Source organism: Psychrobacillus sp. 05T411 (assembly GCF_056396485.1).
Genome location: NZ_JBFTLO010000001.1, coordinates 83,273 through 108,925, shown reverse-complemented (window position 1 = coordinate 108,925; position 25,653 = coordinate 83,273). Strand labels below are relative to the sequence as shown.

General features: G+C 37.4%; 25 protein-coding genes. 21 read left to right on the top strand and 4 right to left on the bottom strand.

Features of this window, described 5'->3' with window-relative positions:
• Window positions 1-15: 15 nt before the first annotated feature.
• From AC1DFT_RS00520 to AC1DFT_RS00470, 11 genes are all read left to right on the top strand, one after another.
• A complete protein-coding gene (locus tag AC1DFT_RS00520) occupies window positions 16-1,248 on the top strand; it encodes a substrate-binding domain-containing protein (protein ID WP_477916952.1) in 1,233 nt (410 codons plus the stop codon).
• Window positions 1,249-1,346: 98 nt separating this feature from the next.
• The gene (locus AC1DFT_RS00515) at window positions 1,347-2,114 is read left to right on the top strand and encodes an ABC transporter ATP-binding protein (RefSeq protein WP_477916632.1); all 768 of its coding nucleotides are present in this window, start codon (window positions 1,347-1,349) and stop codon (window positions 2,112-2,114) included.
• Entirely contained in the window at window positions 2,098-2,805 is a 708-nt protein-coding gene (locus AC1DFT_RS00510) for an ABC transporter ATP-binding protein (RefSeq protein WP_477916630.1), read from the top strand. Before AC1DFT_RS00515 ends, AC1DFT_RS00510 begins: the two co-directional genes overlap by 17 nt.
• Before the next feature lie 11 nt (window positions 2,806-2,816).
• Window positions 2,817-3,677, top strand: a complete 861-nt coding sequence (locus tag AC1DFT_RS00505) for a branched-chain amino acid ABC transporter permease (RefSeq protein WP_477916629.1) — start codon at window positions 2,817-2,819, stop codon at window positions 3,675-3,677.
• A gap of 6 nt (window positions 3,678-3,683) precedes the next feature.
• A complete protein-coding gene (locus tag AC1DFT_RS00500) occupies window positions 3,684-4,694 on the top strand; it encodes a branched-chain amino acid ABC transporter permease (protein WP_477916628.1) in 1,011 nt (336 codons plus the stop codon).
• Complete coding sequence (locus AC1DFT_RS00495) at window positions 4,691-5,698, top strand: 3-oxoacyl-ACP synthase (protein ID WP_477916626.1); 1,008 nt, start codon at window positions 4,691-4,693, stop codon at window positions 5,696-5,698. The genes AC1DFT_RS00500 and AC1DFT_RS00495 overlap by 4 nt, the downstream gene beginning before the upstream one ends.
• 15 nt (window positions 5,699-5,713) lie before the next feature.
• Entirely contained in the window at window positions 5,714-6,610 is an 897-nt protein-coding gene (gene phaZ, locus AC1DFT_RS00490; protein ID WP_477916625.1) for an intracellular short-chain-length polyhydroxyalkanoate depolymerase, read from the top strand.
• Window positions 6,610-7,350, top strand: a complete 741-nt coding sequence (gene fabG, locus AC1DFT_RS00485; RefSeq protein ID WP_477916623.1) for a 3-oxoacyl-ACP reductase FabG — start codon at window positions 6,610-6,612, stop codon at window positions 7,348-7,350. The genes phaZ and fabG overlap by 1 nt, the downstream gene beginning before the upstream one ends.
• Before the next feature lie 20 nt (window positions 7,351-7,370).
• A complete protein-coding gene (locus tag AC1DFT_RS00480; RefSeq protein WP_477916622.1) occupies window positions 7,371-8,852 on the top strand; it encodes a class I adenylate-forming enzyme family protein in 1,482 nt (493 codons plus the stop codon).
• Window positions 8,853-8,906: 54 nt separating this feature from the next.
• A complete protein-coding gene (locus tag AC1DFT_RS00475) occupies window positions 8,907-9,332 on the top strand; it encodes an acyl-CoA thioesterase (RefSeq protein WP_477916621.1) in 426 nt (141 codons plus the stop codon).
• Window positions 9,332-9,628, top strand: coding sequence for a hypothetical protein (locus AC1DFT_RS00470; protein WP_477916619.1), 297 nt, complete (start codon window positions 9,332-9,334; stop codon window positions 9,626-9,628). The genes AC1DFT_RS00475 and AC1DFT_RS00470 overlap by 1 nt, the downstream gene beginning before the upstream one ends.
• A gap of 394 nt (window positions 9,629-10,022) precedes the next feature.
• Here the strand turns inward: AC1DFT_RS00470 and AC1DFT_RS00465 are convergent, their stop codons facing one another.
• A complete protein-coding gene (locus AC1DFT_RS00465) occupies window positions 10,023-10,316 on the bottom strand; it encodes a HesB/YadR/YfhF family protein (RefSeq protein ID WP_477916950.1) in 294 nt (97 codons plus the stop codon).
• A gap of 19 nt (window positions 10,317-10,335) precedes the next feature.
• Window positions 10,336-10,941 carry a glycerol-3-phosphate 1-O-acyltransferase PlsY gene (plsY, locus tag AC1DFT_RS00460; protein ID WP_477916617.1) on the bottom strand — a complete coding sequence of 202 codons (606 nt, stop codon included), beginning with the start codon at window positions 10,939-10,941 and terminating at the stop codon, window positions 10,336-10,338.
• A gap of 441 nt (window positions 10,942-11,382) precedes the next feature.
• Here plsY and parE point away from each other — a divergent pair, with 441 nt between their 5' ends.
• The 5 genes from parE (at window position 11,383) to AC1DFT_RS00435 (ending at window position 18,846) form a co-directional block, all read left to right on the top strand.
• Entirely contained in the window at window positions 11,383-13,383 is a 2,001-nt protein-coding gene (parE, locus tag AC1DFT_RS00455) for a DNA topoisomerase IV subunit B (protein WP_477916615.1), read from the top strand.
• Window positions 13,380-15,812, top strand: coding sequence for a DNA topoisomerase IV subunit A (parC, locus tag AC1DFT_RS00450; RefSeq protein WP_477916613.1), 2,433 nt, complete (start codon window positions 13,380-13,382; stop codon window positions 15,810-15,812). The genes parE and parC overlap by 4 nt, the downstream gene beginning before the upstream one ends.
• 9 nt (window positions 15,813-15,821) lie before the next feature.
• Window positions 15,822-17,012: an MFS transporter gene (locus AC1DFT_RS00445; RefSeq protein WP_477916611.1), complete on the top strand. Its 1,191-nt coding sequence runs from the start codon at window positions 15,822-15,824 to the stop codon at window positions 17,010-17,012.
• A gap of 161 nt (window positions 17,013-17,173) precedes the next feature.
• Window positions 17,174-17,743, top strand: a complete 570-nt coding sequence (locus AC1DFT_RS00440) for a copper resistance CopC family protein (protein WP_477916610.1) — start codon at window positions 17,174-17,176, stop codon at window positions 17,741-17,743.
• Entirely contained in the window at window positions 17,740-18,846 is a 1,107-nt protein-coding gene (locus AC1DFT_RS00435) for a copper resistance D family protein (RefSeq protein ID WP_477916608.1), read from the top strand. The genes AC1DFT_RS00440 and AC1DFT_RS00435 overlap by 4 nt, the downstream gene beginning before the upstream one ends.
• Here AC1DFT_RS00435 and AC1DFT_RS00430 read toward each other — a convergent pair.
• Window positions 18,826-19,053 carry a hypothetical protein gene (locus tag AC1DFT_RS00430; RefSeq protein ID WP_477916607.1) on the bottom strand — a complete coding sequence of 76 codons (228 nt, stop codon included), beginning with the start codon at window positions 19,051-19,053 and terminating at the stop codon, window positions 18,826-18,828. The genes AC1DFT_RS00435 and AC1DFT_RS00430 overlap by 21 nt on opposite strands.
• Window positions 19,054-19,546: 493 nt before the next feature.
• Here AC1DFT_RS00430 and AC1DFT_RS00425 point away from each other — a divergent pair, with 493 nt between their 5' ends.
• The 5 genes from AC1DFT_RS00425 to AC1DFT_RS00405 all read left to right on the top strand — a co-directional run bounded on the left by AC1DFT_RS00425 (window position 19,547) and on the right by AC1DFT_RS00405 (window position 24,678).
• The gene (locus AC1DFT_RS00425; RefSeq protein ID WP_477916605.1) at window positions 19,547-20,122 is read left to right on the top strand and encodes a TetR/AcrR family transcriptional regulator; all 576 of its coding nucleotides are present in this window, start codon (window positions 19,547-19,549) and stop codon (window positions 20,120-20,122) included.
• Window positions 20,123-20,240: 118 nt separating this feature from the next.
• Window positions 20,241-21,371, top strand: a complete 1,131-nt coding sequence (locus AC1DFT_RS00420) for an NADH:flavin oxidoreductase (RefSeq protein WP_477916603.1) — start codon at window positions 20,241-20,243, stop codon at window positions 21,369-21,371.
• 234 nt (window positions 21,372-21,605) lie between these two features.
• On the top strand, window positions 21,606-22,061 hold the full coding sequence (locus AC1DFT_RS00415) for a PaaI family thioesterase (protein WP_477916601.1): 456 nt from the start codon (window positions 21,606-21,608) through the stop codon (window positions 22,059-22,061).
• 1 nt (window position 22,062) lies between these two features.
• Window positions 22,063-23,049, top strand: a complete 987-nt coding sequence (locus AC1DFT_RS00410) for an acrylyl-CoA reductase family protein (RefSeq protein ID WP_477916599.1) — start codon at window positions 22,063-22,065, stop codon at window positions 23,047-23,049.
• Between the two features lie 243 nt (window positions 23,050-23,292).
• Window positions 23,293-24,678 (top strand): MFS transporter, encoded by a 1,386-nt coding sequence (locus AC1DFT_RS00405; RefSeq protein ID WP_477916597.1) that lies wholly within the window; start codon window positions 23,293-23,295, stop codon window positions 24,676-24,678.
• 418 nt (window positions 24,679-25,096) lie between these two features.
• Here the strand turns inward: AC1DFT_RS00405 and AC1DFT_RS00400 are convergent, their stop codons facing one another.
• The gene (locus AC1DFT_RS00400) at window positions 25,097-25,474 is read right to left on the bottom strand and encodes an rRNA methyltransferase (protein WP_477916596.1); all 378 of its coding nucleotides are present in this window, start codon (window positions 25,472-25,474) and stop codon (window positions 25,097-25,099) included.
• Window positions 25,475-25,653: the final 179 nt, after the last annotated feature.

Below are 25,653 nucleotides of genomic sequence, written 5' to 3'. Positions count from 1 at the left end.
AAATTGGGATTACTAATGCTGTTTGTATTCGTCTTAATTTTTAGTAGTGCTTGTAGTGACGAAACGAATACTGCCGGGGAAACTGAAAAAGAAGAAGCAACGACTACTCCTGTATCAAGTGAAGTAACAGAAGAAGCCGGGACGATCAAAGTAGGAGTACTTGCATCTTTAACGGGAGCACTGGAATCTTACGGAAAGCAAACAAAAAATGGATTTGAATTGGGACTTGAATATGCTACAGATGGAACGATGGAAGTCGCAGGTAAAAAAATTGAAGTTATTTTCGAAGATACCGAAACGAAGCCAGAAGTAGCAGTACAAAAAGCTACGAAGTTATTAGAAGAAGATGAGGTTGACTTTCTGGTAGGGTCTTCTAGTTCAGGTGATACATTAGCAGTTCTTCCACTAGCAGAAGAATACGAGAAAATTATGATTATCGAACCAGCTGTTGCAGATAGTATTACAGGTTCAGAGTTTAACCCATACCTATTCCGCACAGGACGTAACTCTTCTCAAGATGCAGTAGCTGGAGCAGCTGCAATTGCAGGAGAAGGAGTTAAAATCGCAACGTTTGCACCCGATTATTCTTTCGGATGGGATGGAGTATCTGCATTTAAAGAAGCGGCTGAAAAGTTAGGGGCAGAAATTGTTGTAGAAGAATATGCGGATCCAGCTGCAACTGATTTCACTTCTAATTTACAAAAAATCATCCAAGCAGATCCGGATTACTTATTTGTCGTATGGGCAGGTGCAAATTCCCCTTGGAACCAAATTGCTGACTTAAAACTGCAGGAAAAAGGAATTAAAATTTCAACTGGAGCTCCTGATATTCCAGCACTATCTATTATGGAACCATTAGTTGGGATGGAAGGATTCTCAGTTTACTATCATACACTACCTGATAATCCGATAAATGATTGGTTAGTAGAAGAACATAAAAAACGCTTTAATGGTGAAGTGCCAGATTTATTCACGCCAGGTGGAATGACTGCAGCTATCGCCATTGTTGAAGCATTAACAAAATCGGAAGGGAATGCAGATGGCACAGCGCTAATCGATATTATGGAAGGAATGTCCTTTGAAACGCCAAAAGGAACGATGACTTTCCGTCCAGAAGATCATCAAGCACTACAATCACTATACTCGATTAAACTGGAAAAACAAGAAGGGGTAGACTACCCAGTACCAGTACTTATAAGAGAGTTGTCACCGGAAGAAACAGAGCCACCGATTTTAAATAATAAATAAATAGAGAAGTGATAGCCTAATCATTAGGTCTGTCACTCTCCATAGGATAGAAAATTTCCATCCTATGGAGAGCGATAGAAGAAGGGGGTACGTATGAAATGGAACCAATACTAAGAACGGAAAATCTAACAATTAAATTCGGTGGACAGACAGCAGTAGATCATGTGGATTTTGTCATGCCAGAAAAGCATTTTAAATCGATTATCGGACCAAATGGGGCAGGTAAAACAACCTTTTTCAATTTAATAAGTGGCGAGTTAAAGCCGACAGAAGGAGATGTCTTCTTTAGAGGAGAGTCAATGGCCAAACACTCTTCTGTCATACGGACGAGAAAAGGACTTGGACGTTCCTTTCAAATTACCAATGTATTCCCTAATCTCACCGTAATCGAAAATGTCCGACTAGCAGTACAGTCAAAAGCACAAATTCGCTATCAAATTTTCCGCACGTTTACTGCCTATAAAGACTTGCATATTCAAGCGGAGCGTTTACTAGAAATGGTTTTACTTGCAAGCAAAGCGGACGCTTTTGCCAATCAATTATCTCACGGAGAAAAACGGAAGCTAGAAATCGCGATGCTACTAGCACTCGATACGGAAGTATTACTATTGGATGAACCAACAGCAGGAATGTCCCTAGAGGAAGTGCCAGCTATTTTAGATGTCATTAAACAAATAAAACAGGCCGGAGACAAAACGATATTGCTGATTGAACATAAGATGGATATGATCATGGATCTATCCGACTCTATTATGGTGCTTTTTAATGGTAGATTACTAGCGGACGGAACCCCAACAGAAATTATGGAAAATGAAACGGTTCAAAATGCTTACCTAGGAGGATTATATGATGAGCATCTTGCTTAAAGTAGAAAACGTTCAAACACATATTGGTCAGTACCACATTTTACAAGGGGTTTCATTTGAAGCAAATGAAGGCGAAGTTAGTGTGCTACTCGGCAGGAATGGTGCAGGTAAAACGACTACGCTTAAAACGATTATGGGACTCACTCCMGCTACTGCCGGAACAATTCATTTTCAAGATAGAGCAATTACGAAACAAGCAACACACCAAATTGCTTCAAGCGGGATTGGGTATGTTCCAGAAGATCAAGGAATCTTTGGAGCACTCACCGTAGAAGAAAACTTAAAAGTTGCCATGAGGAAAGAAGATGATGCAGCACTCGCAAGGCAAGAATACGTACTCGAGCTTTTCCCCGATTTAAAGAAGTATTGGAAAAAAGACGGAGGGCATTTGTCAGGTGGGCAAAAGCAGATGCTGTCGATGGCACGGGCTTTTATAAACGATAGCAAATTGCTATTAATCGATGAACCCTCCAAAGGGTTGGCACCAGTTGTTATTGAAAAAGTGATGGAAGCAATAGTGGAAATGAAAAAACAAACAACCATTATTTTAGTAGAACAAAACTTCATAATGGCTAGTAGAATCGGTGATACATATACCTTAATTGACGATGGAGAAACCGTTCAATCCGGCGAAATGAGTGAATTGATACAAAATGAACAGCTGAAACGCCAATATTTAGGAATCGGATAGGGGGTTATACGATGGAGTTAATCATCAATTTATTGATAAATGGACTTGCAACGGGCATGCTGATCTTTCTTTTAGCAGCCGGTCTTACCTTAATATTTGGATTAATGGATGTATTAAATTTTGCACATGGTGGATTATTCGCTTGGGGAGCTTTTTCCGGTGTTTGGTTTTACGGATTAACGAATAGTTTTACGATAGCCATCATTGGTGCTATTTTAACAGGCGCTGTGCTCGGATTTATAACAGAAAAAATTATTATTAAACCAGTGTACGGAAATCATATTCAACAAATTCTTATTACGCTTGGTTTTATGATTGTATTGTCGGAAATGTTGAAAGTCGTTTTTGGCCCCAATCAAATTGCAGCAAAAACACCTCCGTTATTGTCTGGAAGTTGGGAAATCGGGGACGTCATTATTATTAAGTATCGCCTATTTATCATTATTGTGGGGCTCATTGTATTTGGAGTCTTCCAGTTCATCTTAAAGCGAACAAAGATCGGCTTAATCGTTCGCGCTGGCGTCATGAACAAAGAAATGGTGCAAGCGCTTGGTATTAATATTAAACAAGTATTTTTATATGTATTTATGGTAGGAGCAGCGCTTGCGGCATTAGGTGGGGCACTTATGGCACCCTATTCTGGTGTAGTGTATGCGGAAATGGGTATGGAATTTGCCATATTAGCCTTCATCGTAGTTGTTATTGGTGGCATGGGGAGTTTTCCAGGCTCCCTTCTTGCAGCCATACTTGTAGGGCTGGCTGGTAGCTTCATGGCTTACTATGTTCCTGCTTTATCACTTGCGGTTAATATGATGCTAATGGCGATTGTATTAATATTCCGTCCGCAAGGTTTGTTTACGGCGAAAGGATGATAGAGGATGAAAAATAAATTTCAAGTTAATAATGTCATCTTACTTGTCCTAGTCGCTGCATTTGCCGTCTTTCCCTTTGTATCCGACTCACGGACTTGGACGATTTTACTGACGCAAATATTCATATTTTCTATATTAGCAATGAGTTATGATCTTCTATTAGGGTATACAGGAATTGTATCTTTTGGTCATGCCATGTTTTTTGGAATGGGTGCCTATGCTACGGCAATCATGCTCAACCGTATGGAACCTACATTAGGCGTGTTCTTTTTATCGATAGCAGTAGGTATGGTTATTGCGGGTGTAGTTAGCTTTTTAGTAGGACTGCTCACACTCCGATTAAAAAGTCATTTCTTTGCGATGTTAACGATGGCTGTATCTGGTTTGTTTTTAGTACTTGCCGAAAAATGGCGAACACTGACACATGGAAATGATGGTTTCACCTTTCGCGCACCCGAGTTTTTTAAAGACCGTATGATGTTTTATTTACTAGTTCTCGCTTGCTTAGTACTCGTTTATTTCTTCCTTCGCAGATTCGTGCATTCTCCACTAGGTAGGGTATTAATTGCTGTAAGGGAAAATGAACAAAGAACAAAATCGCTCGGTTTTCAGACATTGCATTATAAAGTAATCGCTTCTGTCGTAGCAGGTGTAGTAGCAAGTTTAGCGGGATCTCTCTATGCGATTTCATTACGATTTGTGAATACAAGTGTTTTGACGATGGATATTACGCTCGATGCGCTCCTCATGACGATTATTGGAGGTGTGGGAACATTAATAGGACCAATTATCGGTGCTGGTGTGATAGAGCTTGCTCAGCATTACTTATCGGGCCTTGCAAAAGAATATCCTATTTTTGAAAGATGGATCATTTTCTTCGGAATCATTTATATTTTAGCCGTTATCTTTTTCCCAAAAGGTATTGTCGGAACGATTCGCTACGCATTTTGGAAACAGAAAAACAAAACACCCAAAGTGGACGTTGCTGCTCCTAGTGGAAAGGAGCTTACAAAATGAATATAGGAATCGTAAGTACTGGTGTATATATACCAGATAACAGAATGACGGGAGAAGAAATTGCTACACTTGCTAATTTACCAGTACATGTTGTGAAAAACAAAATGGGAATCACCCAAAAAGCAATTCCTGGTCCAGATGATCATACGGTAAGAATGGGCATACGGGCGGCAGAAATGGCGCTCGAAAAAGGAAATATTGACCCTAAAACAATCGATCTAGTCATTTATATAGGGGAAGAGCATAAGGAGTACCCTTTATGGACGGCTGCTATTAAAATGCAAGAAGAACTAGGTGCTTATCATGCTTGGGGATTTGATGTAGCACTTCGTTGTGGAACGACGATTATGGCGATGAAGGTTGCGAAAAGTTTAATGCAGGCAGATCCTACGATTAATACTGTACTACTTGCCGGTGGTTATCGGAATAGTGACTTTATCGATTACACAAATGAGCGAACTCGCTTTATGTTTAACTTAGCTGCAGGCGGGGCTGCCATGATTTTGAAAAAAGATCATGCAGAAAATATTATTTTAGAGACGGATATGATGACGGATGGGTCTTTTTCAGAGGATGTCGTTGTACCCGTTGGTGGAACGAAAGAGCCTTTAACGAAGGAACATTTGCAAAAAGGCTTATATCGTTTAGATGTATTGGACCCAGAAGGGATGAAGGCTAGACTAGAGCAGAAATCGATGCAGAACTTTTTAAAGGTGATCCGTCATGCATTAATGAAAAGTGGTTACTCTGAACAAGACATTGATTATTTAGCTATCCTTCATATGAAAAAATCGGCACATGACTTTGTATTACAAGAACTTGGTTTAACCAATGAGCAAACTACTTATTTACATGATTATGGACATATTGGGCAAATGGATCAAATTATTTCATTGGAGCTAGCACAAAAAGAAGGGAAGCTAAAAGATGGAGATTTAGCCGTATTAGTTAGTGCTGGGATAGGATATGCATGGGGAGCTGTGGCAGTGAAATGGGGAAAATAAAAGGAGTGTAAGAAGATGATTTTACAAAAAGTACAGTTAGATAACGGAGAATCGATTGCCTACCGAGAACGACCAGGCGGGGAAGAAGTCATTATGTTGGTCCATGGGAATATGACTTCTTCCAAACATTGGGATGTCCTAATCGACCAATTAGATGCAAAGTATAAAGTGTATGCAATCGATTTACGCGGGTTTGGAGAATCTACCTTTCATACTCGAGTGCAAGGGATCAAAGACTTTTCAGATGACTTAAAGGGATTGGTTGATGCATTAGAATTGAAGCATTTCCACTTAATCGGCTGGTCTACGGGTGGTGCCATTTCTATGCAATTCGTCGCGGATTATCCTGGGTATTGTGAGAAATTAGTACTTCTTGCATCCGCATCTACTAGAGGGTATCCATTCTACGCTACCAATATAGATGGTTCACCTAATGTAGCAAATAGATTTCAATCTATCGAAGAAGTAGAAAATGATCCAGCAAGAACTATTCCAATGCAAGGTTTATATGATATGAAAAATAAAGCAGGATTAAAGGCCGTCTGGAATGCCGTAATTTATACGCATAACCAACCTATGGAGAAAGATTATGACGCCTATGTGGATGATATGCTCACGCAAAGAAATTTAGCAGATGTGTATCATGCTCTAAATACATTCAATATAAGTGCCATTGATAACGAAGTATCTAAAGGTACCAATCAAGCAAAAGATATTACGATTCCTGTACTTATATTGCGAGGAGACCGTGATTACGTTGTAACAGAGGACATGACGCAAGAAATTGTCGCCGACTTAGGAGAGAATGCCACGTATGTCCCACTCATTAATTGTGGCCATTCTCCATTAATAGACGATTTGGAGCAGTTAACAAGCCGAATCGAAAATTTCATTTCAAAGGAGAATGAATGATGAGATTACAAAATAAGGTCGCTATTATTACCGGTGCAGCTAATGGAATTGGTTTAGCAGCAGCACTTCGTTTTGCAGAGGAAGGGGCAAAAGTAGTATTAGCAGACTATGATGCAAATGCCGGGAAAGATCAAGAGAGTGCATTAAAAGAAAAAGGTCACGACGTTAAATTCATTCAAGTGGATGTTGCTAAACGGGAAAGCGTAGATTCCCTTGTAAAACAAGCAATAGAACATTATAAGGAGATTCATATTTTAGTTAATAATGCCGGGATTACTAGAGATGCAATGCTGACTAAAATGACAGTCGAAGATTTCTCCCGTGTTTTAGACGTTAACTTAACAGGGGTGTTTCACTGTACGCAAGCAGTCGTACCTCATTTCATAGAGCAAGGCTACGGTAAGATTATAAACACCTCATCCGTCAGCGGTGTTTATGGGAACTTTGGGCAAACGAATTATGCTGCATCCAAAGCGGCTGTCATTGGCATGACCAAAACTTGGGCAAAAGAGCTTGGTCGAAAAGGTATTAATGTCAATGCGGTTTCCCCAGGCTTCACTTCAACAGCAATGGTGGCAAAAATGCCAGAAAAAATTATCGAACAAATGAAATCGGGAGTTGCGCTTCGCCGTCTTGGTGAACCAGAAGATATTGCCAATGCGTATTTATTTTTAGCTTCAGATGAATCAAGTTATGTACATGGGACTGTATTACAAGTAGATGGCGGAATTATGATGTAACAAAGAAGGAGCGGTGCAAAGTGTATACAGAGCAAGCTTGGATATATAAACGTGCGCTACTTTCTCCAACAAAAATCGCCCTCATTGATAGTAGTACGCATGCACAATGGAGCTATCAAACGTTAACCGAACATATATCCAAATGGGTTTACTTTTTCCAAGAAAAAAATTATCAAAAAGGCGATCGAATCGTTGTACTCTCACAAAATCGAATCGACTTATTTGCGATTCTTTTCGCATGTGGCATAGCAGGTCTACTCTATGTACCGCTCAATTTTCGATTAAGTAAAGTAGAATTAGCGTATATTTTAGAAGATTGTAAACCAGTGCTCATTATTCATGATGAAGAGCATCAAACGATTAGTAATACATTTGTACAGATGGAGTGTCTATTACTAACCTCTGTATTAGAAAAAGTTGCTTTTTACTATCCATCTAAAAATAATTGGAGCCCATCAGATAGTTGGATTATTATTTATACGGGAGGAACGACAGGAAAGCCAAAAGGGGTAGAGCTTTCTTTTAATGCAGTCAATTGGAATGCGATAAATACCATTACAAGCTGGGGCCTAAGCGATTCAGACTGTACGCTGAATTATATGCCTATGTTCCATACTGGTGGGTTAAATGCCCTATGTATACCGATTTTAATGTCAGGTGGCACAGTAGTTGTTGGGGCTCGTTTCGACGCAGAGGAAGCACTTAAAGCGTTAAATGCGTATAAAACAACGCTGTCTTTGTTTGTTCCGACTATGTACCAAGCAATGCTCGATACTGCATACATTCAAACGGCAACTTTTCCGACCGTCAAAGTGTTTTTATCAGGAGGTGCGCCTTGTCCTCATACTATTTATCAACGTTTTGAAGACAAGGGCATTCTTTTTAAAGAAGGATATGGACTAACTGAAGCCGGACCTAACAACTTTTTTATTGATCCACTGGATGCACGGGAAAAAAGAGGATCTGTCGGGAAATGTATGCTGTTTAATGAAGTGAAAATAATGAATGAAAATGGAGACCTTTGTCAACCCAATGAAGTAGGAGAGCTATATATTGCAGGGAAGCATGTGTTTACCAAGTATTGGAATAATGAAGAAGAAACAAATTGTGCATTTGTAGATGGTTGGTTGAAAACAGGCGATTTAGCAAAGGTCGATGAAGATGGTTTTTACTATATAGTTGGTAGAAAAAAGGAAATGATTATTTCTGGCGGAGAAAATGTGTATCCGCAAGAGGTGGAGCAGTGCCTAGTCTTACATCCAAACGTTAAAGAAGCTGCGGTTATTGGAGTGACAGATGAAAAATGGGGAGAATGTGTCACTGCATTTGTGACATGTACTGCTGTTTATGCATCATTCGAAATGGATTTATTGCATAGTTGCAAGCGTGTGCTTGGTGGTTATAAAGTTCCCAAAAAAATCTATATTCTAGACGAACTTCCTCGCACAGATGTTGGTAAAATTGATAAAAAACGATTACAAGAATTAGCTGTAAAGTATTGATTTACAGCTTTTTATGTTACCTTTTTGTATAATTAGTTATGAGGTGACATGTATATGTTTATAAGTGAGAAAGAAATTGAAGTACGCTATGCAGAAACAGATCAAATGGGAGTAGTCTACCATGCGAATTATGTAATATGGCTAGAGATTGGTCGAACACAACTTATTAAAGATTTAGGCTTCTCCTATGCTGGACTCGAAAAAGATGGTTATTTATCTCCAGTTACAAATGTGAATATACACTATAAATCATCTGTGAAATACGGAGAAACAGTAGTTGTGAGAACTTGGATAGAAAGCCACGGAAAGCTTCGCACTACATATGGCTATGAAATTGTCCATGAAGACGGTACGATTGCTTCTACTGCAACATCGGAACATGTTGTCGTGAATAAAGATAATTTCCGCCCAGTTTCCCTAAAAAAAGTTCATCCTGAATGGGATGCGAAATATTTGGAAATTGCAAAGGTGATGGATTAATGGCATTTGGTATTACGAGGGATGAGTTGCGTCATTGGAAAACAGCGGTTGAAAATGAACAGATTGCCTTTCTGACTCATTATTGGTTAGATGATCGTTTTCCAGGATGTAAAACCGTAACGAAAGTCGGTTGTAGCAATTTAACAAAGCTAATCGAGTGGGGCAAAACATACGGTTTAAAAGAAGAATGGATTGACCATAAAGAAGCATATCCTCATTTCGATTTATTTGGAAAACATGAGTACGAAATCATGCAAAATGAAGGACTGCTAGACCAATTGATGAGGTTTAAATAAGAAGATACTACATCGATAAAGGGAATGACGCACATAATAGGGATACTGCGTCACAAGCAAACGCTATGAATCCAATAAATGGCTAAGGGCAACTATTCGGGCATTGAAAGCAACCAACTCTATTAGGAAAGCAACTAAATCATCGTGAAAGCAACCAGATCCGCACGAGAGCAACCATATTGCCTGTGAAAGCAATCAATTCTTAAAATAGCAAGTCTACTTGGAGTGAGACGACTAGAACTTTGACGCATTATTTATAAACGTTGAGCAAATGGACCATAGTGTTGCGCATTTGTAGGCGAACATTGCGCATACGCTCTTCAATGTTGCGAGTATCGCTTGATATGTCTAAATTCATATCGTTTCCTAAGTAACAAAAAAGCGTGATATCAAATCACGCTTTTTTATACGTATAGGCTAATTCATCTAACTGGTGATCTACATCTACATACAAATCATGCCCATCAAAATACCATTCATCTACTTCTTCTATGAAAAATAGAACTTCCTCCACTTTCACTGTGACAACAGGTTCAAATGGTGTATCCTGTGTCATCCCAAGTGAAAAGCCTTGCTGTATTGGACTAGATCCTCCATAACGTGCGTAAAAACGAATGGTGTCTCCAGTACCTACTTCCATTTCCTCTTGAAACCAGGTAAATGCGTCTTGCGAGATAAAGATTTTCATATCAATCACCAAACCTTCCTTATATCCACTTAACCTTAGGTTCCGTTCCATTTTTAATACGCTGAATGTTTGTGCGATGACGATAAAAGATAAACACGGCGATTAAGAGGAGCATCGCAATTAGTGGCCAATCTTTTTCCGCTATGAAATAATAAACAATCGAATAAATAAGTGCAATAATAGCTAAAATCATGGAAGTTAGCGAAACCATCTTTGTTATCTTTAATATAATAAAAAATCCTAAAATTAACAGAACAAAAAGTGGCCAGTTGTAAGCAAGTAAAATACCGCCAGATGTAGCGACTGCTTTTCCACCTTTGAATCTCGCAAAAACCGGAAACATATGCCCAATTACAGCGATTATTCCAAGAATTAGTGGGTGAACATTAGCCGCTTCAAACACGGCTAAATAGCCTAGAAGTGTTGCTGCTGTTCCTTTTAGAATATCCATGATGGTAACAATTAATCCCGCTTTTTTACCAAGCGTGCGAAACGTATTCGTTCCACCTAAGTTTCCACTGCCATGCTCACGAATATCTGTATTATAAAATAACTTTCCAATCCATAAGCCGGAAGGGATAGACCCAATTATATAGGCGAGTAAGAGTAAAATAATGATTATCATAGCATGCTCCTTTAGTTATGAAACTAATATTATATTGAACTAATTTAGTTTACCATGAGCGCTTCGTTTTGTTCAATGTAAAGAAGAGTAAGTTCATGAAAAATGGCAGATCTTGATTTAATTCAATAACATTTTACGAACAAAATTACGAAATAGAGTTATACTAAGTACAGGATGTCACCCAAAATGATTTAATCACATGGAAATTTCGAAATCCTCAAGATAGCAGATGAACCAAACGTTAAAGAAGGAATATTGGACTAGGATAGAGAATCCTACACAATGGCAGATTGCAATCTAATGGATTATTACCTACAATTAAACTCTGGCATTTTAGTTGCCTGTTTAGCTTGCAATGGCTTTTTTTGCCTTGCAATTTTCTTTTGGAAGTATTGACATAATGATAATCTGTTTGTACGCTTAATAGAGAATAAAGAACAGATGTTTTGTTTTTTGGAGGGAACGTATTTGAGTAAAGATGAAATATTAACGAGCTATAGTGATGATGATATTCAGGTATTAGAAGGTTTAGAAGCCGTTCGTAAACGTCCTGGGATGTATATAGGCTCGACCGATGCAAGAGGATTACATCATTTAGTATACGAAATAGTTGATAACTCAGTCGATGAAAGTCTGGCTGGATTTGGAAATCATATTAAAGTAACAATACATGAAGACCAAAGTGTTACAGTACGTGACTTTGGTCGTGGTATGCCAACAGGAATGCATAAAACGGGAATTCCTACGGCAGAAGTAATTTTCACCGTACTACATGCGGGTGGAAAATTTGGGCAAGGCGGTTACAAAACAAGTGGTGGACTTCACGGTGTTGGTGCCTCCGTTGTCAATGCTCTTTCATCTTACGTCGAAGTGATTATTCATCGGGATGGCAAAAAATTTATTCAACGCTTTGAAAACGGAGGTAAAATAGTCCAGTCGTTAAAAGAAGTTGGACCTACAAAAGAAACGGGTACATCTGTACACTTTTTACCTGACGATACAATCTTCTCCATAGTGAAATATAATTACGAAACCTTATGCGAAAGACTAAGAGAATCAGCATTTCTGTTGAAAGGGCTTAAAATTGAGCTACTAGACGAACGTACAGGTGCTCATGATATTTTTTATTATGAAACGGGCATTGAAGCTTTCGTTTCTTATTTGAATGAAGAAAAAGATGTTCTTCACCCTGTTTTTTATATGGAAGGAGAACAGGATGAAATAGAAGTGGAGTTTGCATTCCAATTTAATGATGGGTATTCAGAAACGATTTTATCTTTTGTTAATAACGTTCGAACAAGAGATGGCGGTACACATGAAACTGGTGCAAAAGCTGCTTTGACAAGAGTATTTAATGAATATGCACGGAAAACGAGTTTACTAAAAGAAAAAGACAAAAACTTAGATGGTTCGGATATTCGAGAAGGTATTTCTGCGATTGTTTCGGTTCGAATTCCAGAAAATATACTACAATTCGAAGGCCAAACAAAAGGAAAATTAGGAACAAGCGAAGCAAGAAGTGCTGTAGATGCTGTTATTTCCGAAAAACTGCAATATATTTTGGAAGAAAATGCCGAGCTTACTGCTTCTTTAGTACGAAAAGCAATTCGAGCACAGCAGGCAAGAGAGGCTGCTCGTAAAGCAAGAGAAGATGCGAGAAATGGGAAAAAGCGTAAGCGTTCGGACACTTTACTATCAGGTAAGTTAACTCCTGCCCAATCACGAAATGCAGCAAAAAATGAGCTATACCTAGTCGAAGGGGATTCTGCTGGCGGTTCTGCAAAGCAAGGACGAGATCGCACATTCCAGGCAATCTTGCCCTTACGAGGAAAAGTTATTAATACGGAAAAAGCGAAACTAGCAGATATTATGAAAAATGAGGAAATCGCCACTATCATTCATGCAATTGGTGGAGGAGTCGGTGCGGATTTCCAAATAGCAGATATCGCTTACGATAAAATTGTTATTATGACAGATGCGGATACGGATGGAGCACATATTCAAGTGCTTTTATTAACGTTTTTCTATCGCTATATGAAACCATTGATCGAGCATGGAAAAATTTACATTGCTCTACCACCGCTTTATAAAGTGTTTAAAGGGCTTGGAAAAAAAGAAGTGTTCGAATATGCATGGACAGAAAAAGAATTGGATGCTGCATCGAAAAAAATTGGAAAAGGCTACTTGCTTCAACGATATAAAGGGCTTGGAGAGATGAATGCAGACCAATTATGGGATACAACGATGAATCCAGAAACACGCACACTGATTCGAGTTACAATCGAAGACGGTGCAAGAGCGGAAAGACATGTAACAACTTTAATGGGCGATAAAGTAGAGCCTCGTCGGAAATGGATTGAGGCGAACGTCAACTTTAGTTTAGAAGACGATTCCAATATTTTAGAAAATGAAAGAATACACACGGAGGATGAATTAGTATGACACAACCCGAACGTTATCAAGATTTACCACTAGAAGAAGTGATCGGCGACCGGTTTGGGCGTTATAGTAAGTACATCATTCAAGACCGTGCTCTTCCAGATGCTAGAGACGGGTTAAAACCCGTTCAGCGTCGCATATTATTTGCCATGTTGCATGAAGGCAATACGAATGACAAGCCTTTCCGCAAATCTGCTAAAACAGTCGGAAATGTAATCGGTAACTATCATCCACATGGAGATAGTTCTGTTTATGAAGCAATGGTTCGTATGAGTCAAGATTGGAAACTCCGCCATATGCTTGTAGAAATGCAAGGAAACAATGGTTCGGTTGATGGGGATCCACCGGCAGCAATGCGTTACACGGAAGCCCGCCTTTCTGCTATTTCTCAAGAGTTATTACGTGATATCAATAAAAACACGGTAGAATTTATACCAAACTTTGATGATTCGGATTCAGAACCAGTCGTATTACCCGCTGGCTTTCCTAATTTACTTGTTAACGGGTCCACAGGAATTTCTGCCGGTTATGCTACAGATATCCCACCGCATGCACTGCATGAAGCACTTGATGCTGTATTAATGCGAATGGAAAACCCTGCAGCAACAATTGACGAGCTAATGACGGTTATCAAAGGTCCTGATTTCCCAACTGGTGGTATTATTCAAGGTGTAGATGGCATTAAAAAAGCATATGAAACAGGAAAAGGTAAAATTGTCGTACGATCTAGAACGGAAATTGAAACGATTAAAGGCGGCAAGGAACAAATTGTTATTACGGAAATTCCTTTTGAAGTGAATAAGGCAAATTTGGTAAAAAAAATTGATGAACAGCGCCACGATAAGCGTTTAGATGGGATTGCTGATGTTCGAGATGAGTCGGATCGGACTGGTTTACGAATCGTCATAGAGATGAAAAAAGAAGTAGATGCATATGGCATTTTACAATATTTATTTAAAAATACAGACTTACAAGTGACGTATAATTTCAATATGATCGCTATTCATAATCGCAGACCGACTATGATGACATTACCATTATTATTAGATTCCTATATTGACCATCAAAAAGAAGTCGTTACTCGTCGTACGGCATTCGATTTGGCAAAAGCGAAGGAACGTTTACATATTGTAGCGGGTCTCATGAAAGCTTTATCCATTTTAGATGAGGTCATTCGAACTATTCGTGCATCCAAAGATAAACGAGATGCCAAAAATAATTTAATTGCAGCATTTGCATTCTCAGAAGCACAAGCAGAAGCAATTGTTTCTTTACAATTATATCGACTGACAAACACCGATATTACGGAATTACAAAAAGAAGAGGAATCACTCAATGCGCTAGTAAAGGAATTGGAAAATATTCTTGCAAAAGAATCGGTTCTGATGAAAGTGATAAAAAAAGAATTGTTAGTAGTACGAAAACAGTTTGCAGAACCACGTAAATCGACCATTGAAGAGGAAATTGAAGAAATTAAAGTAACACTCGATGTCCTTATTCCAAGTGAAGAGGTAATTGTTACCGTTACAAAAGATGGCTATATTAAACGTACAAGTGTAAGATCTTTTACCGCTTCGAATGGGCAAGATTTTGCTATTAAGGAATCAGATTATTTGCTGTACCAGGCACCGATTAATACGCAGCATCATTTATTGCTATTTACATCTAAAGGGAATTATATTTACCAACCGGTACATGAATTACCGGATATTCGTTGGAAAGACCTAGGTCAACATATTTCCAGTATTGTGCCATTAGACGCCAATGAATCCCTTATCAATGTTATTGGTATTGACTCGTTTGAACTGGATTTGTGTGTCCTTACTGCAACAAAAGACGGACAAATAAAACGTTCCTTGTTATCAGATTACGTCGTTCAGCGTTATGCTCGTCCGATTAAAACGATTAACTTAAAGGCAAATGATGAAATGATCCTTGCACAGTTAGTAACGCCTTCCGATGAAATACTATTTACGACACATTTAAGTTATTCTGTTCGATTCTCCTTGGATGAAGTGCCAATTACAGGAGTTAAAACCGGCGGGGTAAAAGGTGTTAGTTTAAAAGAGGATGATTATGTTGTAAGCGTTAATGTTATACCTCTAAATAGCAATGAAGAGATGACACTTATAACACAACGTGGTTCAGTGAAAAAAATGGCATTGAAAGAGATTGAGGCTGGAGCACGTGCAAAACGTGGAGTTGTTACGCTTCGAGAACTAAAATCAAACCCACATAGAGTATTTAGTGTACTGTTAACAAACAAAGAAGATGTACTTGTTTTAGAAACCGAAAAAGGAGTACAAGAAACTATTCCGATGAATACGATGCGACCAACTGACCGCTATTCAAACGGTTCCTTTATCGTGGATACTGAAAAAGAAGGTCAACTTGTACGAGTTTGGAAACAAGTGATCGATCAGAAAGAGTAAGGAAACAATATGTGGAGAAATGCGAATGTTTGGATTGTATTAATAGGGGAAATGATTGCAGGACTAGGTTTATGGAGTGGAATTATTGGCAATCTCGAATTTATGCAAGAAAAAGTACCTTCTGACTTTCATAAATCGCTTATCCTAGCAAGTGGACTGTTGGCCGGTGTGTTAACAGGTCCTCTTGCAGGAAAAATAATCGATCAATCGAGGAAGAAAACGGTTTTAATCATATCGAGTATTGGTAGGGTTTTTAGCGTTTTGTTTATGTTCGTTGCAATCTCAACTGGGTCGATTTGGTGGATGGTATTATTTCTAATAAGTTTACAAATATCTGCTTCTTTTTATTTTCCCGCATTACAAGCGACGTTACCATTAATCGTTAAAGAAAAAGAATTATTGCAGTTAAACGGATGGCATATGAATATAGCTACAATTGCTCGAGTAGCCGGAACAGCACTTGCAGGACTAGTTCTAGTCTATTGGCCAATACAATCGCTTTATATGATGTCGATGGTTGCTTATATTGGTTTACTGGTATTCACATGCATGCTGAAAATAGAGGAAATAGAGAAGGTAGATCAGAAATTAGTAAAAGGGAAGAATGGGTTCAAAGAAGTTTTTCCAATGCTGAAAGATAATCCTACTGTATTAACTACTTTGATGTTAACTTTTATACCAGTTTTGTTTTTAGGTTCCTTTAACTTAATTGTCATTAATATAAGTGAAATACAAGATTCTTCTTCTATCAAAGGAATTATTTATGCAGTAGAAGGTGTTGCCTTTATGCTAGGTTCCATTTTTATAAAATATATAGGTTCGAAATGGAATATTGCTAGTATTTTATATTTCTTTGTTTTTGTTATTGGCTTCGCTGAGCTTTTGTTATTCTTTGCAGAAAGCCGTACGATTACCTTGTTTGTATTTGCGGTTTTTGGATTTGCAATTGGTTGTTTCTTCCCAACAGCTATGACGATTTTCCAAAAACAAGTGCCAAAAGAATACCACGGAAGGTTCTTTTCTTTCCGTAACATGATGGACCGTATTTCGTTTCAAGTAGTGCTATTATCTACTGGAGCACTTTTAGACGTTATTGGTCTTCCATATATGGTTATAGTGTTTGGGATGATCAGTATAACGCTATCAGGCTTATTCTTTTTTCAGATGAAAAAGCGGGGAGTAACGATCCAAATACAATAATAAAAAGCATTTCCATCAGGTACAATACCTTTTGTGGGATGCTTTTTTAATATAGTGTAAATCGAATTTTGCAAAAATAGACCATTTCACTCTTTCTTCATAACTTTATGGTATAAGTATATAGGCGGTAAGCTAATACATATACATTTTGGAGGAACAACATGAAGAAAATTATTGTCATGACAATTGCTTGTTTATTCCTATTCAGTACACAAGCTTTTGCACACACAGGATTAGAAAGTTCAAATCCGGCTCAAGATACTACAGTGACGGAAAACTTGGATGAAATCACACTAACTTATGCAACTAAAATCGAAGACACTAGCTCTTTTAAATTAATGAACGCTGCAAACGAATCAATGGAAATCACTAATATAGCTGTAACGGAAAATGTGATGACAGGAAATGTAGCAGGTAATTTAGAAAACGGCCCATATAAAATAATTTGGAAAATTGTCGGCATTGACGGACATCCAATCGAAGGGGAAGTAGACTTCGTATTAAATGCCCCAATAGTTGAAGAATCAGTTAAAGATACGGAAACAGTTACTGAAACAACAGAAGAGTCAGAGGTTACCGAACCAGAAGTAACGGAAGAAGAAACAGCTGTTGAAGAAACTGCAACGTCGGATGTAGAGGAAGAGAAAAACAGTAACACAGGACTTATTATTGCAATTATAGTTGTACTAGCTGCAGCAATCTGGTTTATGACACGGAGAAAAAATAAATGATTTTTCTTTTAACAACAATTAGCGAAGCACTTGTGTATACGTGCTTCGCCTTGTTAATGGGAAGTTATATTTTTTTGTTATTTCCAGCTGATTTAAAACCTGAAATAGTCGTATCACGAAAAGTAAAACTTATTGCAGTTGCTGGGATCGCAATTTTTTCATTTGCCCCATTACTAAATCTAGTTACTTTTTTATATGAAGATTATGGTTTATGGCAAACGCTTAGATCCATTATTTTCACGTTTGAGGTAGGGAAGTCATGGTTATTTTTAGCTATTTTTTCGATTATTTTAGGATTGTACATTTTCTTCTTTGATAAGAAAACAACAGCTATTTATTCTGTCATTGGCATTCTGATAATTTTTGTCTTAATTGCGGGGGTGGGTTGGTCAGGACATGCTAGCTCTATTTCGCCAGTGAAAGGTTTTATTACCCATTTTACTCATTTTGCATCCGTCACAATTTGGGTTGGCATTTTACTAACCATTAGTTGGTTTTCACGCAATACGGACAATTGGGCTAAGTTTTTGAAATGGTTTCATGTTCTGGCCCTGTATTGTTTTGCAATTGTGATCATTACAGGACTTTCCCTTATGAACCTATCGATGGAGTGGAGTGCATATGCTGATTCCTGGATGCTTTCTTACGGTCAAAGTTTGCTAATCAAACATTTACTCATTATTCCTTTAATCGGATATGCATTCATTAATGGGATTGTGATGAAACGAAAACTACAAAATGAGGTACATTTTGATCCAAGACCTTGGACAAAAGTGGAATTCTTTATCATTTTGCTTATTTTCGTAGCAACAGGTGCATTAAGTCAACAATCACCGCCGAGTAATTTAGCGCATATATTGAGTTCTGAAGGCTTTTCACCATTATTTACATTATTCTACGATGGGGCTATTCAACCTAGCTTAAACGTTCAATTTTTGCCTAAATTAGATGGTATACTATTAGGTATTGTATCTATTTGCTTCCTTGCGGTAAGTATTTTATCTTTTTTCAAAAAGATGCCGCCCATATTTTCATTTATTATGAGTATTTTGGTCGTTATTTCTGCATATTTAGCCTTATTATTAAGTGTGCAAGTTGTATAAACAAATATAAAAAGCATTTCCATCGGGATATAGACCTTGTTGGAAATGCTTTTTATATTTGTTTTCATGTCGTTGTAGTTTTTCCTTTTTGGTTTTCGTCATTCGTACATGCGTACTAAAATCGATATCATTACGTAATTTCGTGACATCTTTTCCTGTATTACGTAGTAGATGTGTTCTTTTTCGTTTGGCAGCTGATTTTGCCATATGAATCACTCCTCATCCAATTTGTTGGTTCAAAAGATAGAATATATTATATGTAACTAAAAAACAAGTAGAAGTTGATGGTGTAATTTTCTGACAACTAAAAGGGAAGCATCATAACCACACGGATTAGGAAATGTTACAGTGAACAATTTAACTTATAAAGATGAAAAAGTGGTTTGTAAGAAATCTGGAGGTGGGTGTTTGTGTATAATCCTATAATACAAAATGATTCGAAAAAATTCGGAAATAATAGATGGAAATTTCATTGTATAAAAATGCAAAAAACTGGATATGTAGCGAATACGTTGGAAATTATTATTTAGTTTTAATTCTTTACTAATCATTCTAGAAAGAGTATTATTTATTTATAGTTTAGATTTAATTTATTTCAACTTTTTTAGAATGATCGTTCTAATAAGTTGGAGAGCGGTAATGCAACATTTTTTATTAGTATTCCATTAATTCATGGGTATATTTTGTTAAGGAGAAAAAAATGGCTAGAAATAAAGCTTTCGATGAAAAAGAAGTATTGAAAAAAGCGATGGAACTTTTTTGGGAACAAGGATACGAAAAAACTTCTATGCAAGAATTGGTAGACCATATGGGGATTCATCGCAGAAGCATCTATGACACTTTTGGTGACAAACGTTCTTTGTTTTTGAGTTCTCTAACTTACTATGAAGAACTCATTACAAATAAAATGAAAAAGATAATAAACGGCACTTTACCGATTAAGCAGGCGTTACGAGAAGTATTTGAATTTGCCTTAAACGCAGTTGAACATTATCCAAAGGGCTGTTTGGCAGTAAATGCAGCTGTTGAATTATCTTTGTTGGATAAAGAAATAGCACGCAGAGCCACTGAAATGTTTAACGGTACAGAGAAAATGTTTAATAATCTTATATTAAAGGGACAAAAAAATGGTGAATTGTCAAAGGAAATTGATCCAGATGCAGTTTCTCGTTTTTTGCACAACAATCTTGTTGGAATAAGAGTATTGATAAAGACAAATTATAACAAAAAAGAATTAGAAGGCATTATTGACCTAACGCTTTCAGTGTTAGACTAGCTTTCTTTTTTTGTTAATTCTAGAACGTTCATTCTAATAATTTTTGAAAATTAGGTATCCATTACACGAACGATTAATTTATATCGATAAATCAATTTAACAAACTGGAGGTAATATTGTGAAAAATAATGAAGAAATTTTCCATTCTTCTTCTGTTCAATCTTTGTTCGAACCTTTTACAATCGGAAATTTAACGCTACCTAACCGCATCGTAATGTCTCCGATGACTCGAGGTTTTTCTCCAGAAGGGGTACCTGGGCCAGATGTAGCATCTTATTACCGTCGTCGGGTTGAGTACGGTGTAGGTTTAATCATAACTGAAGGTACCTTAATTAACCATCCGGCAGCGGCGAGCGATCCCAACTGGCCGAACTTCCATGGCGAAGATTCACTAAAAGGATGGTCGCAGGTAGTGGATGCTGTACATAAAGCTGGTGGGCTAATTATTCCGCAACTTTGGCATGTTGGTATGCGGCGTAAGAAAGGTGATCTACCGAATCATGATGCGCTGCCGATTGGACCATCAGGTCTTACCGCATCAGGTGACAAGGTAACTGATCCAATGAACGAACTGGAGATCACTGCAGTGATTGATGCTTATGCGCAAGCAGCTGCAGATGCTAAACATCTGGGTTTTGACGGAATCGAACTTCACGGTGCACACGGATATTTGATTGACCAATTCTTTTGGGAGAAAACCAATAAACGCTCCGACCATTATGGTGGCGACCTAGTCAAACGTACTCGTTTTGCTGTAGAAATAATCGAAGCTTGCCGTAGGGCAGTTGGATCAGACTTTCCTATTATATTACGCTTTTCCCAATGGAAGGGTGAGGATTATACAGCGAAACTAGCGGAAAGTCCAGCTCAGCTCGAACAGTTTCTAACTCCGTTAGTTAATGCTGGAGTCGATATTTTTCATTGCTCGACCCGTCGTTTCTGGGAACCTGAGTTTGAAGGTTCTAACCTCAATCTAGCGGGTTGGACCAAAAAGCTGACAGGCAAGCCTACCATCACTGTTGGTTCTATAGGGTTAGACAGTGAGTTTTCAAGAGCTTCATTTGAAGGGAAGCGGGCCAATAACGCTGATATTAGTAAGTTAATTGACATGCTTGAAAGAGATGAATTCGATTTAGTAGCAGTTGGGCGAGCATTACTAGCTGATCCTGCTTGGGTGACCAAGATACGCGATGGACGGACAGATGAGCTTGTGCCCTTTACTGGAGTGGCTTTACAAACGCTTGTTTAAGTTATCGATATCACAATATCAAGGATGACAAAATAAATTCTAACTATCCGAACGAATTGTTCAAAAGGAGACATTTGTTTCAATATCCAGAACAGTTTGCCGAACATGAAAAGCTTTTTCTTGATGCGTAATCTTAGATAAGTTTAGCCAATATTACAATGGAACTTGGGTGGACATCTTCACCTGCATCGTTGAAAAATACTMTTAAAATTTATTATTTAGGAGGCGTGGATAATGAATCACTTAGAAAACTTAAAGAAAATGATGACGGGTGAAATACCCCAACCCCCAGTTGCACAAGTACTTGGTTTTAAGGTGGTAGATGCTGAAGAAGGTAGAGTTGTTGTCGAAATAGAAGCATCTGAAAGATTGCATAATCCGATGGGCACGCTACATGGTGGAATACTTTGTGATATAGCTGATGCTGCGATGGGATTAGCTTTTGCAAGTACACTTGCTGGGGATGAACTTTTTACAACGGTGGAAATTAAATTGAATTTCCTTAAACCCGTTTTTAAATCGAAACTTCTGGCTGAGGGTAAATTAATAAAAAAAGGTGCCTCAGTTGGATTACTGGAATGTCATGTCTATGATGAAAAAGGGAGTCTTGTTGCTCATTCAACTAGTACGTGTATGATTTTGAAAGGAAATTCGGAACAAAGAAGAGAAAAGAGAGGAAATGGTAAATAAAATGAATAATTTTCAAGCATTGGTATTAGATAAAGTAAATGATCAAACAAAGTTAGAAATAAAACAATTAAGTATGGAAGATCTGCCAGAAGGGGAAGTAACCATTCGAGTAGCCTATTCTAGTGTGAACTATAAAGACGGTATAGTAGCTATCCTAAACAAGTTTGTAACTTCTTATCCTTTAGTACCAGGAATCGATTTAGCAGGTACGGTTATTGATTCAAAAGATGAACGCTTTACAACGGGTGATGAAGTAATTGTCACTAGCTATAAATTAGGAACAGGACATTTTGGCGGATTTAGTGAAATCGCACGTGTCCCTGCAGAGTGGGTTGTTCCGCTTCCAAATGGTTTATCTTTAAAGGAATCCATGATTCTTGGGACAGCTGGGTTTACAGCAGCATTAGCAGTTCAAAGACTTGAAGATAATGGATTAGAACCAAGCCATGGACCTGTCTTAGTAGCTGGTGCAACGGGAGGAGTGGGCAGTATTGCTGTAAATATATTAGCTAAAAAAGAGTATGATGTTGTAGCTAGTACGGGTAAATCAGATCAAGCAGCATACTTGAAAGGATTAGGCGCAAAACAAATCATTCATCGTGATGAAATTGTAGATAAGGGCGAAGCGCCAATGCGCGAAGAAAAATGGGCTGGTGCTGTCGATCCTGTAGGTGGTAAAACGCTTCAATACATTCTAAGTACATTGAAATATGGAGGATCTGTAACTACATGTGGTTTTACAGGTGGAATGGAAGTTTCCACAACCGTTTTCCCTTCAATTTCAAGAGGTGTTAATTGGCTTGGCATTGATTCGGTTGAATATCCAATGAACAAGCGTTTAGAAATTTGGAATCGTTTAGGGGATGATTTGAAACCAACAACGTTAAATGAAGATATGGTAAATGAAATCTCATTAAAAGAGTTGCCAGAAGTATTAACATCTATATTAGAAGGAAAAGTACGCGGTAGAACGCTTGTTAAACTATAAAAGGATACAATCACAACAAAATCATATGAACTGACGTATTGATAAAAAGACACATGTAAAGAGGCGCTAAAAAAGGTAATGGCTTTAACCTTTCTCAGCGCCTTTTTATAAACAACAATATTAAGTCTGCCAATGACAGGAGCGAGAAACGTTCCAAATGATTAAGCTTGATCTGGGACGTTACAAGTCGTGAAAGCGATTTTGTACTCTATACAAATAATTTTAAAATAAGGATGGGATCAAATGACTTCAATTTCTTCTTCCAAAGATGATAGCAAGATGCCTTTTCAAGAGAATAAGATCATTTTAATTTTGAGTTTTACTATCTTGCTGGTGGTAATGAATACGACAATGTTTAATGTTGCATTGCCCTCTATACTTAAGGACTTATCCTTAAATTTATCAACAGCGTCGTGGCTCGTTTCCGGTTATTCGATCATATTTGCCATTTCATCATTGACCTTTAGCAGACTATCTGACTTTATTCCCCTCTCAAGACTTCTGCTCTTTGGAATTTGCATGTTAGGAATCGCGTCCATCATTGGCTTCTTTTCAAATCATTTTATTATCTTATTAGGAGCTCGAATTATTCAGGCTGCCGGTGGAGGAGGAGTTATGGGGTTGGGCATGATCATAGCTGGACGGTATATACCTCTTTCAAGGCGTGGAAGAGCGATGGCAATTATTGCTTCCACTGCTGCTTTGGCATTTGGATTAGGGCCTGTAATTGGAGGTGTCATTACTCAATACTTGGGATGGAATTATCTTTTCGCTGTCAGTGGCATTTCGATCCTATCTATTCCTTTCTTCCAACAGTTGTTACCGAAAGAAGTTATTAAAAAAGGACATTTCGATTTGTATGGTGCGATTCTAACGGGACTTAGTGTTACAGGTCTATTACTTTTTCTATCCACATTTTCATATGTTATCTTGACAGGAACGTTAGTTCTTTTTTGGGTTTGGTGGAGATATCTTAATAGAACAGAAGAACCGTTTATTCCGCCAATACTCCTTAGAAACACGCAGTATACAAAACTACTTTTTATTGGTTGCTCAGCCTTTTTCATAAACTTTTCAAATCTATTTTTAATGCCAATTATACTTACGACTGTATTCGGAAAAGGACCAGTAGAGGTAGGAATGATAATCTTTCCAGGAGCCATTATTGCAGTGATTGTTGGGCAATTTATAGGAAGATTAATTGACCGCTTTGGCAATGCACCATTAATTACTTTTGGGCAATTATCTTTATTAATTGCCACAATCCTGTTTGCATTTTTATCTACCTTAACTCCTTATTTCATACTTGCAACATATATGTTCGCGAGCGTCGGCTTTACAGCACTTTCAACGAGTATTTCTAACGAGATAACAAGGATTCTGCCAAAGGATCAAATCGGTTCAGGGATAGGAATCGTCCAATTAATACAATTTTTCGGTGGGGGGCTCGGAGTTACAATTTCCGGATTATTATTAGCATTTCAAGAAAGTTTATCTTTAGAAATTATTTATAGAAATATTTATATTTGCTTTTCCTTTGTCATAGTTATTGCTGTTTTAATATACGGTTTATATTATCGAAGTACTAGGTTAAAGCAAGCAAAGTTAACTTCATCATCATTGGAATGAAAATAATACAATCATAAAGTAATTCATCCAGAATTTAATTGAAAAGCCCAGGGAAGTGCGACCACATTAAATAGCTCCAAAAGAACTGAAAAATAAGGTGCTCACCAATTTTATTTAAAAATTGGTGAGCTGCTAAAAGTTCAGATTTTGTCATGAAGTTCAATTAATTATTGAGAGGGCACATTCTATTGAAGACAATAATTTTGAATACACAAGATGGATACATGGAATCGAAGTGATTATAAATTTTATCGTAAGAAAAAAATAATGTACATACAAGTGTATGGATGTTATTGTACATATACAAATTTTCCTCTAATATCTCACTGTTTCAAGTATACTTATTCATTGAAACGTAGCTCCAACTAATATATATTATGACCACATCCCTATTTGAAAGTAACTATTTATCATTTTTTTATTCTACTTCCTTTCTATATCTCCAGTTTGCACTTTTTACGTGATTTGTATCTATATAAACCAAACTAGCCTCTATTACGTCATTTAAATTAAGATTATTTTTCTTTGCAAATAATCTTAGATTGGTTATCACATCCTTATCACAAGTAGTTCTGAACTCTACACGATCCTTAGGACGATTTTTCTTATCAAATATAATTTCATCTACTTTCATCATATTTTCAAAGCCGTTTTCAAGTAAATATCCAATATGTGTGTTATTTAATTCTGCCATATTTTTTAGTTGTTGAATAATTTTTGAACTAATTCGTGTTTTATATTCACTTCTTGTTTGATCAATTGTTTGTATTAATCTTCCATTAACCAATTTCCACATAATAATTCGTCTCCTTCTCTTTTATCCTTTGGGATAATCTTTCTTTTTTTAGATAATTATAATTATCGGTTGCATGTTGATAAATGATTTTTGCTAGCTTTGGAAGGTCATTTTTTCCTTTAACCCACACACGATATATTTTTCTTTCTTTTGGGCTATGTTCAATTGTGTTTTCAGTT

Bases quoted from the DNA above. Each gene is read 5' to 3' on its own strand.
- AC1DFT_RS00520 (WP_477916952.1), top strand. From the start codon at position 16: ATGCTGTTTGTATTCGTCTTAATTTTTAGTAGTGCTTGTAGTGACGAA.
- AC1DFT_RS00515 (WP_477916632.1), top strand. From the start codon at position 1,347: ATGGAACCAATACTAAGAACGGAAAATCTAACAATTAAATTCGGTGGA.
- AC1DFT_RS00505 (WP_477916629.1), top strand. From the start codon at position 2,817: ATGGAGTTAATCATCAATTTATTGATAAATGGACTTGCAACGGGCATG.
- AC1DFT_RS00500 (WP_477916628.1), top strand. From the start codon at position 3,684: ATGAAAAATAAATTTCAAGTTAATAATGTCATCTTACTTGTCCTAGTC.
- AC1DFT_RS00495 (WP_477916626.1), top strand. From the start codon at position 4,691: ATGAATATAGGAATCGTAAGTACTGGTGTATATATACCAGATAACAGA.
- phaZ (WP_477916625.1), top strand. From the start codon at position 5,714: ATGATTTTACAAAAAGTACAGTTAGATAACGGAGAATCGATTGCCTAC.
- fabG (WP_477916623.1), top strand. From the start codon at position 6,610: ATGAGATTACAAAATAAGGTCGCTATTATTACCGGTGCAGCTAATGGA.
- AC1DFT_RS00475 (WP_477916621.1), top strand. From the start codon at position 8,907: ATGTTTATAAGTGAGAAAGAAATTGAAGTACGCTATGCAGAAACAGAT.
- AC1DFT_RS00470 (WP_477916619.1), top strand. From the start codon at position 9,332: ATGGCATTTGGTATTACGAGGGATGAGTTGCGTCATTGGAAAACAGCG.
- AC1DFT_RS00465 (WP_477916950.1), bottom strand. From the start codon at position 10,316: ATGAAAATCTTTATCTCGCAAGACGCATTTACCTGGTTTCAAGAGGAA.
- plsY (WP_477916617.1), bottom strand. From the start codon at position 10,941: ATGATAATCATTATTTTACTCTTACTCGCCTATATAATTGGGTCTATC.
- parE (WP_477916615.1), top strand. From the start codon at position 11,383: ATGTTTTGTTTTTTGGAGGGAACGTATTTGAGTAAAGATGAAATATTA.
- parC (WP_477916613.1), top strand. From the start codon at position 13,380: ATGACACAACCCGAACGTTATCAAGATTTACCACTAGAAGAAGTGATC.
- AC1DFT_RS00445 (WP_477916611.1), top strand. From the start codon at position 15,822: ATGTGGAGAAATGCGAATGTTTGGATTGTATTAATAGGGGAAATGATT.
- AC1DFT_RS00440 (WP_477916610.1), top strand. From the start codon at position 17,174: ATGAAGAAAATTATTGTCATGACAATTGCTTGTTTATTCCTATTCAGT.
- AC1DFT_RS00435 (WP_477916608.1), top strand. From the start codon at position 17,740: ATGATTTTTCTTTTAACAACAATTAGCGAAGCACTTGTGTATACGTGC.
- AC1DFT_RS00430 (WP_477916607.1), bottom strand. From the start codon at position 19,053: ATGGCAAAATCAGCTGCCAAACGAAAAAGAACACATCTACTACGTAAT.
- AC1DFT_RS00425 (WP_477916605.1), top strand. From the start codon at position 19,547: ATGGCTAGAAATAAAGCTTTCGATGAAAAAGAAGTATTGAAAAAAGCG.
- AC1DFT_RS00415 (WP_477916601.1), top strand. From the start codon at position 21,606: ATGAATCACTTAGAAAACTTAAAGAAAATGATGACGGGTGAAATACCC.
- AC1DFT_RS00410 (WP_477916599.1), top strand. From the start codon at position 22,063: ATGAATAATTTTCAAGCATTGGTATTAGATAAAGTAAATGATCAAACA.
- AC1DFT_RS00405 (WP_477916597.1), top strand. From the start codon at position 23,293: ATGACTTCAATTTCTTCTTCCAAAGATGATAGCAAGATGCCTTTTCAA.
- AC1DFT_RS00400 (WP_477916596.1), bottom strand. From the start codon at position 25,474: ATGTGGAAATTGGTTAATGGAAGATTAATACAAACAATTGATCAAACA.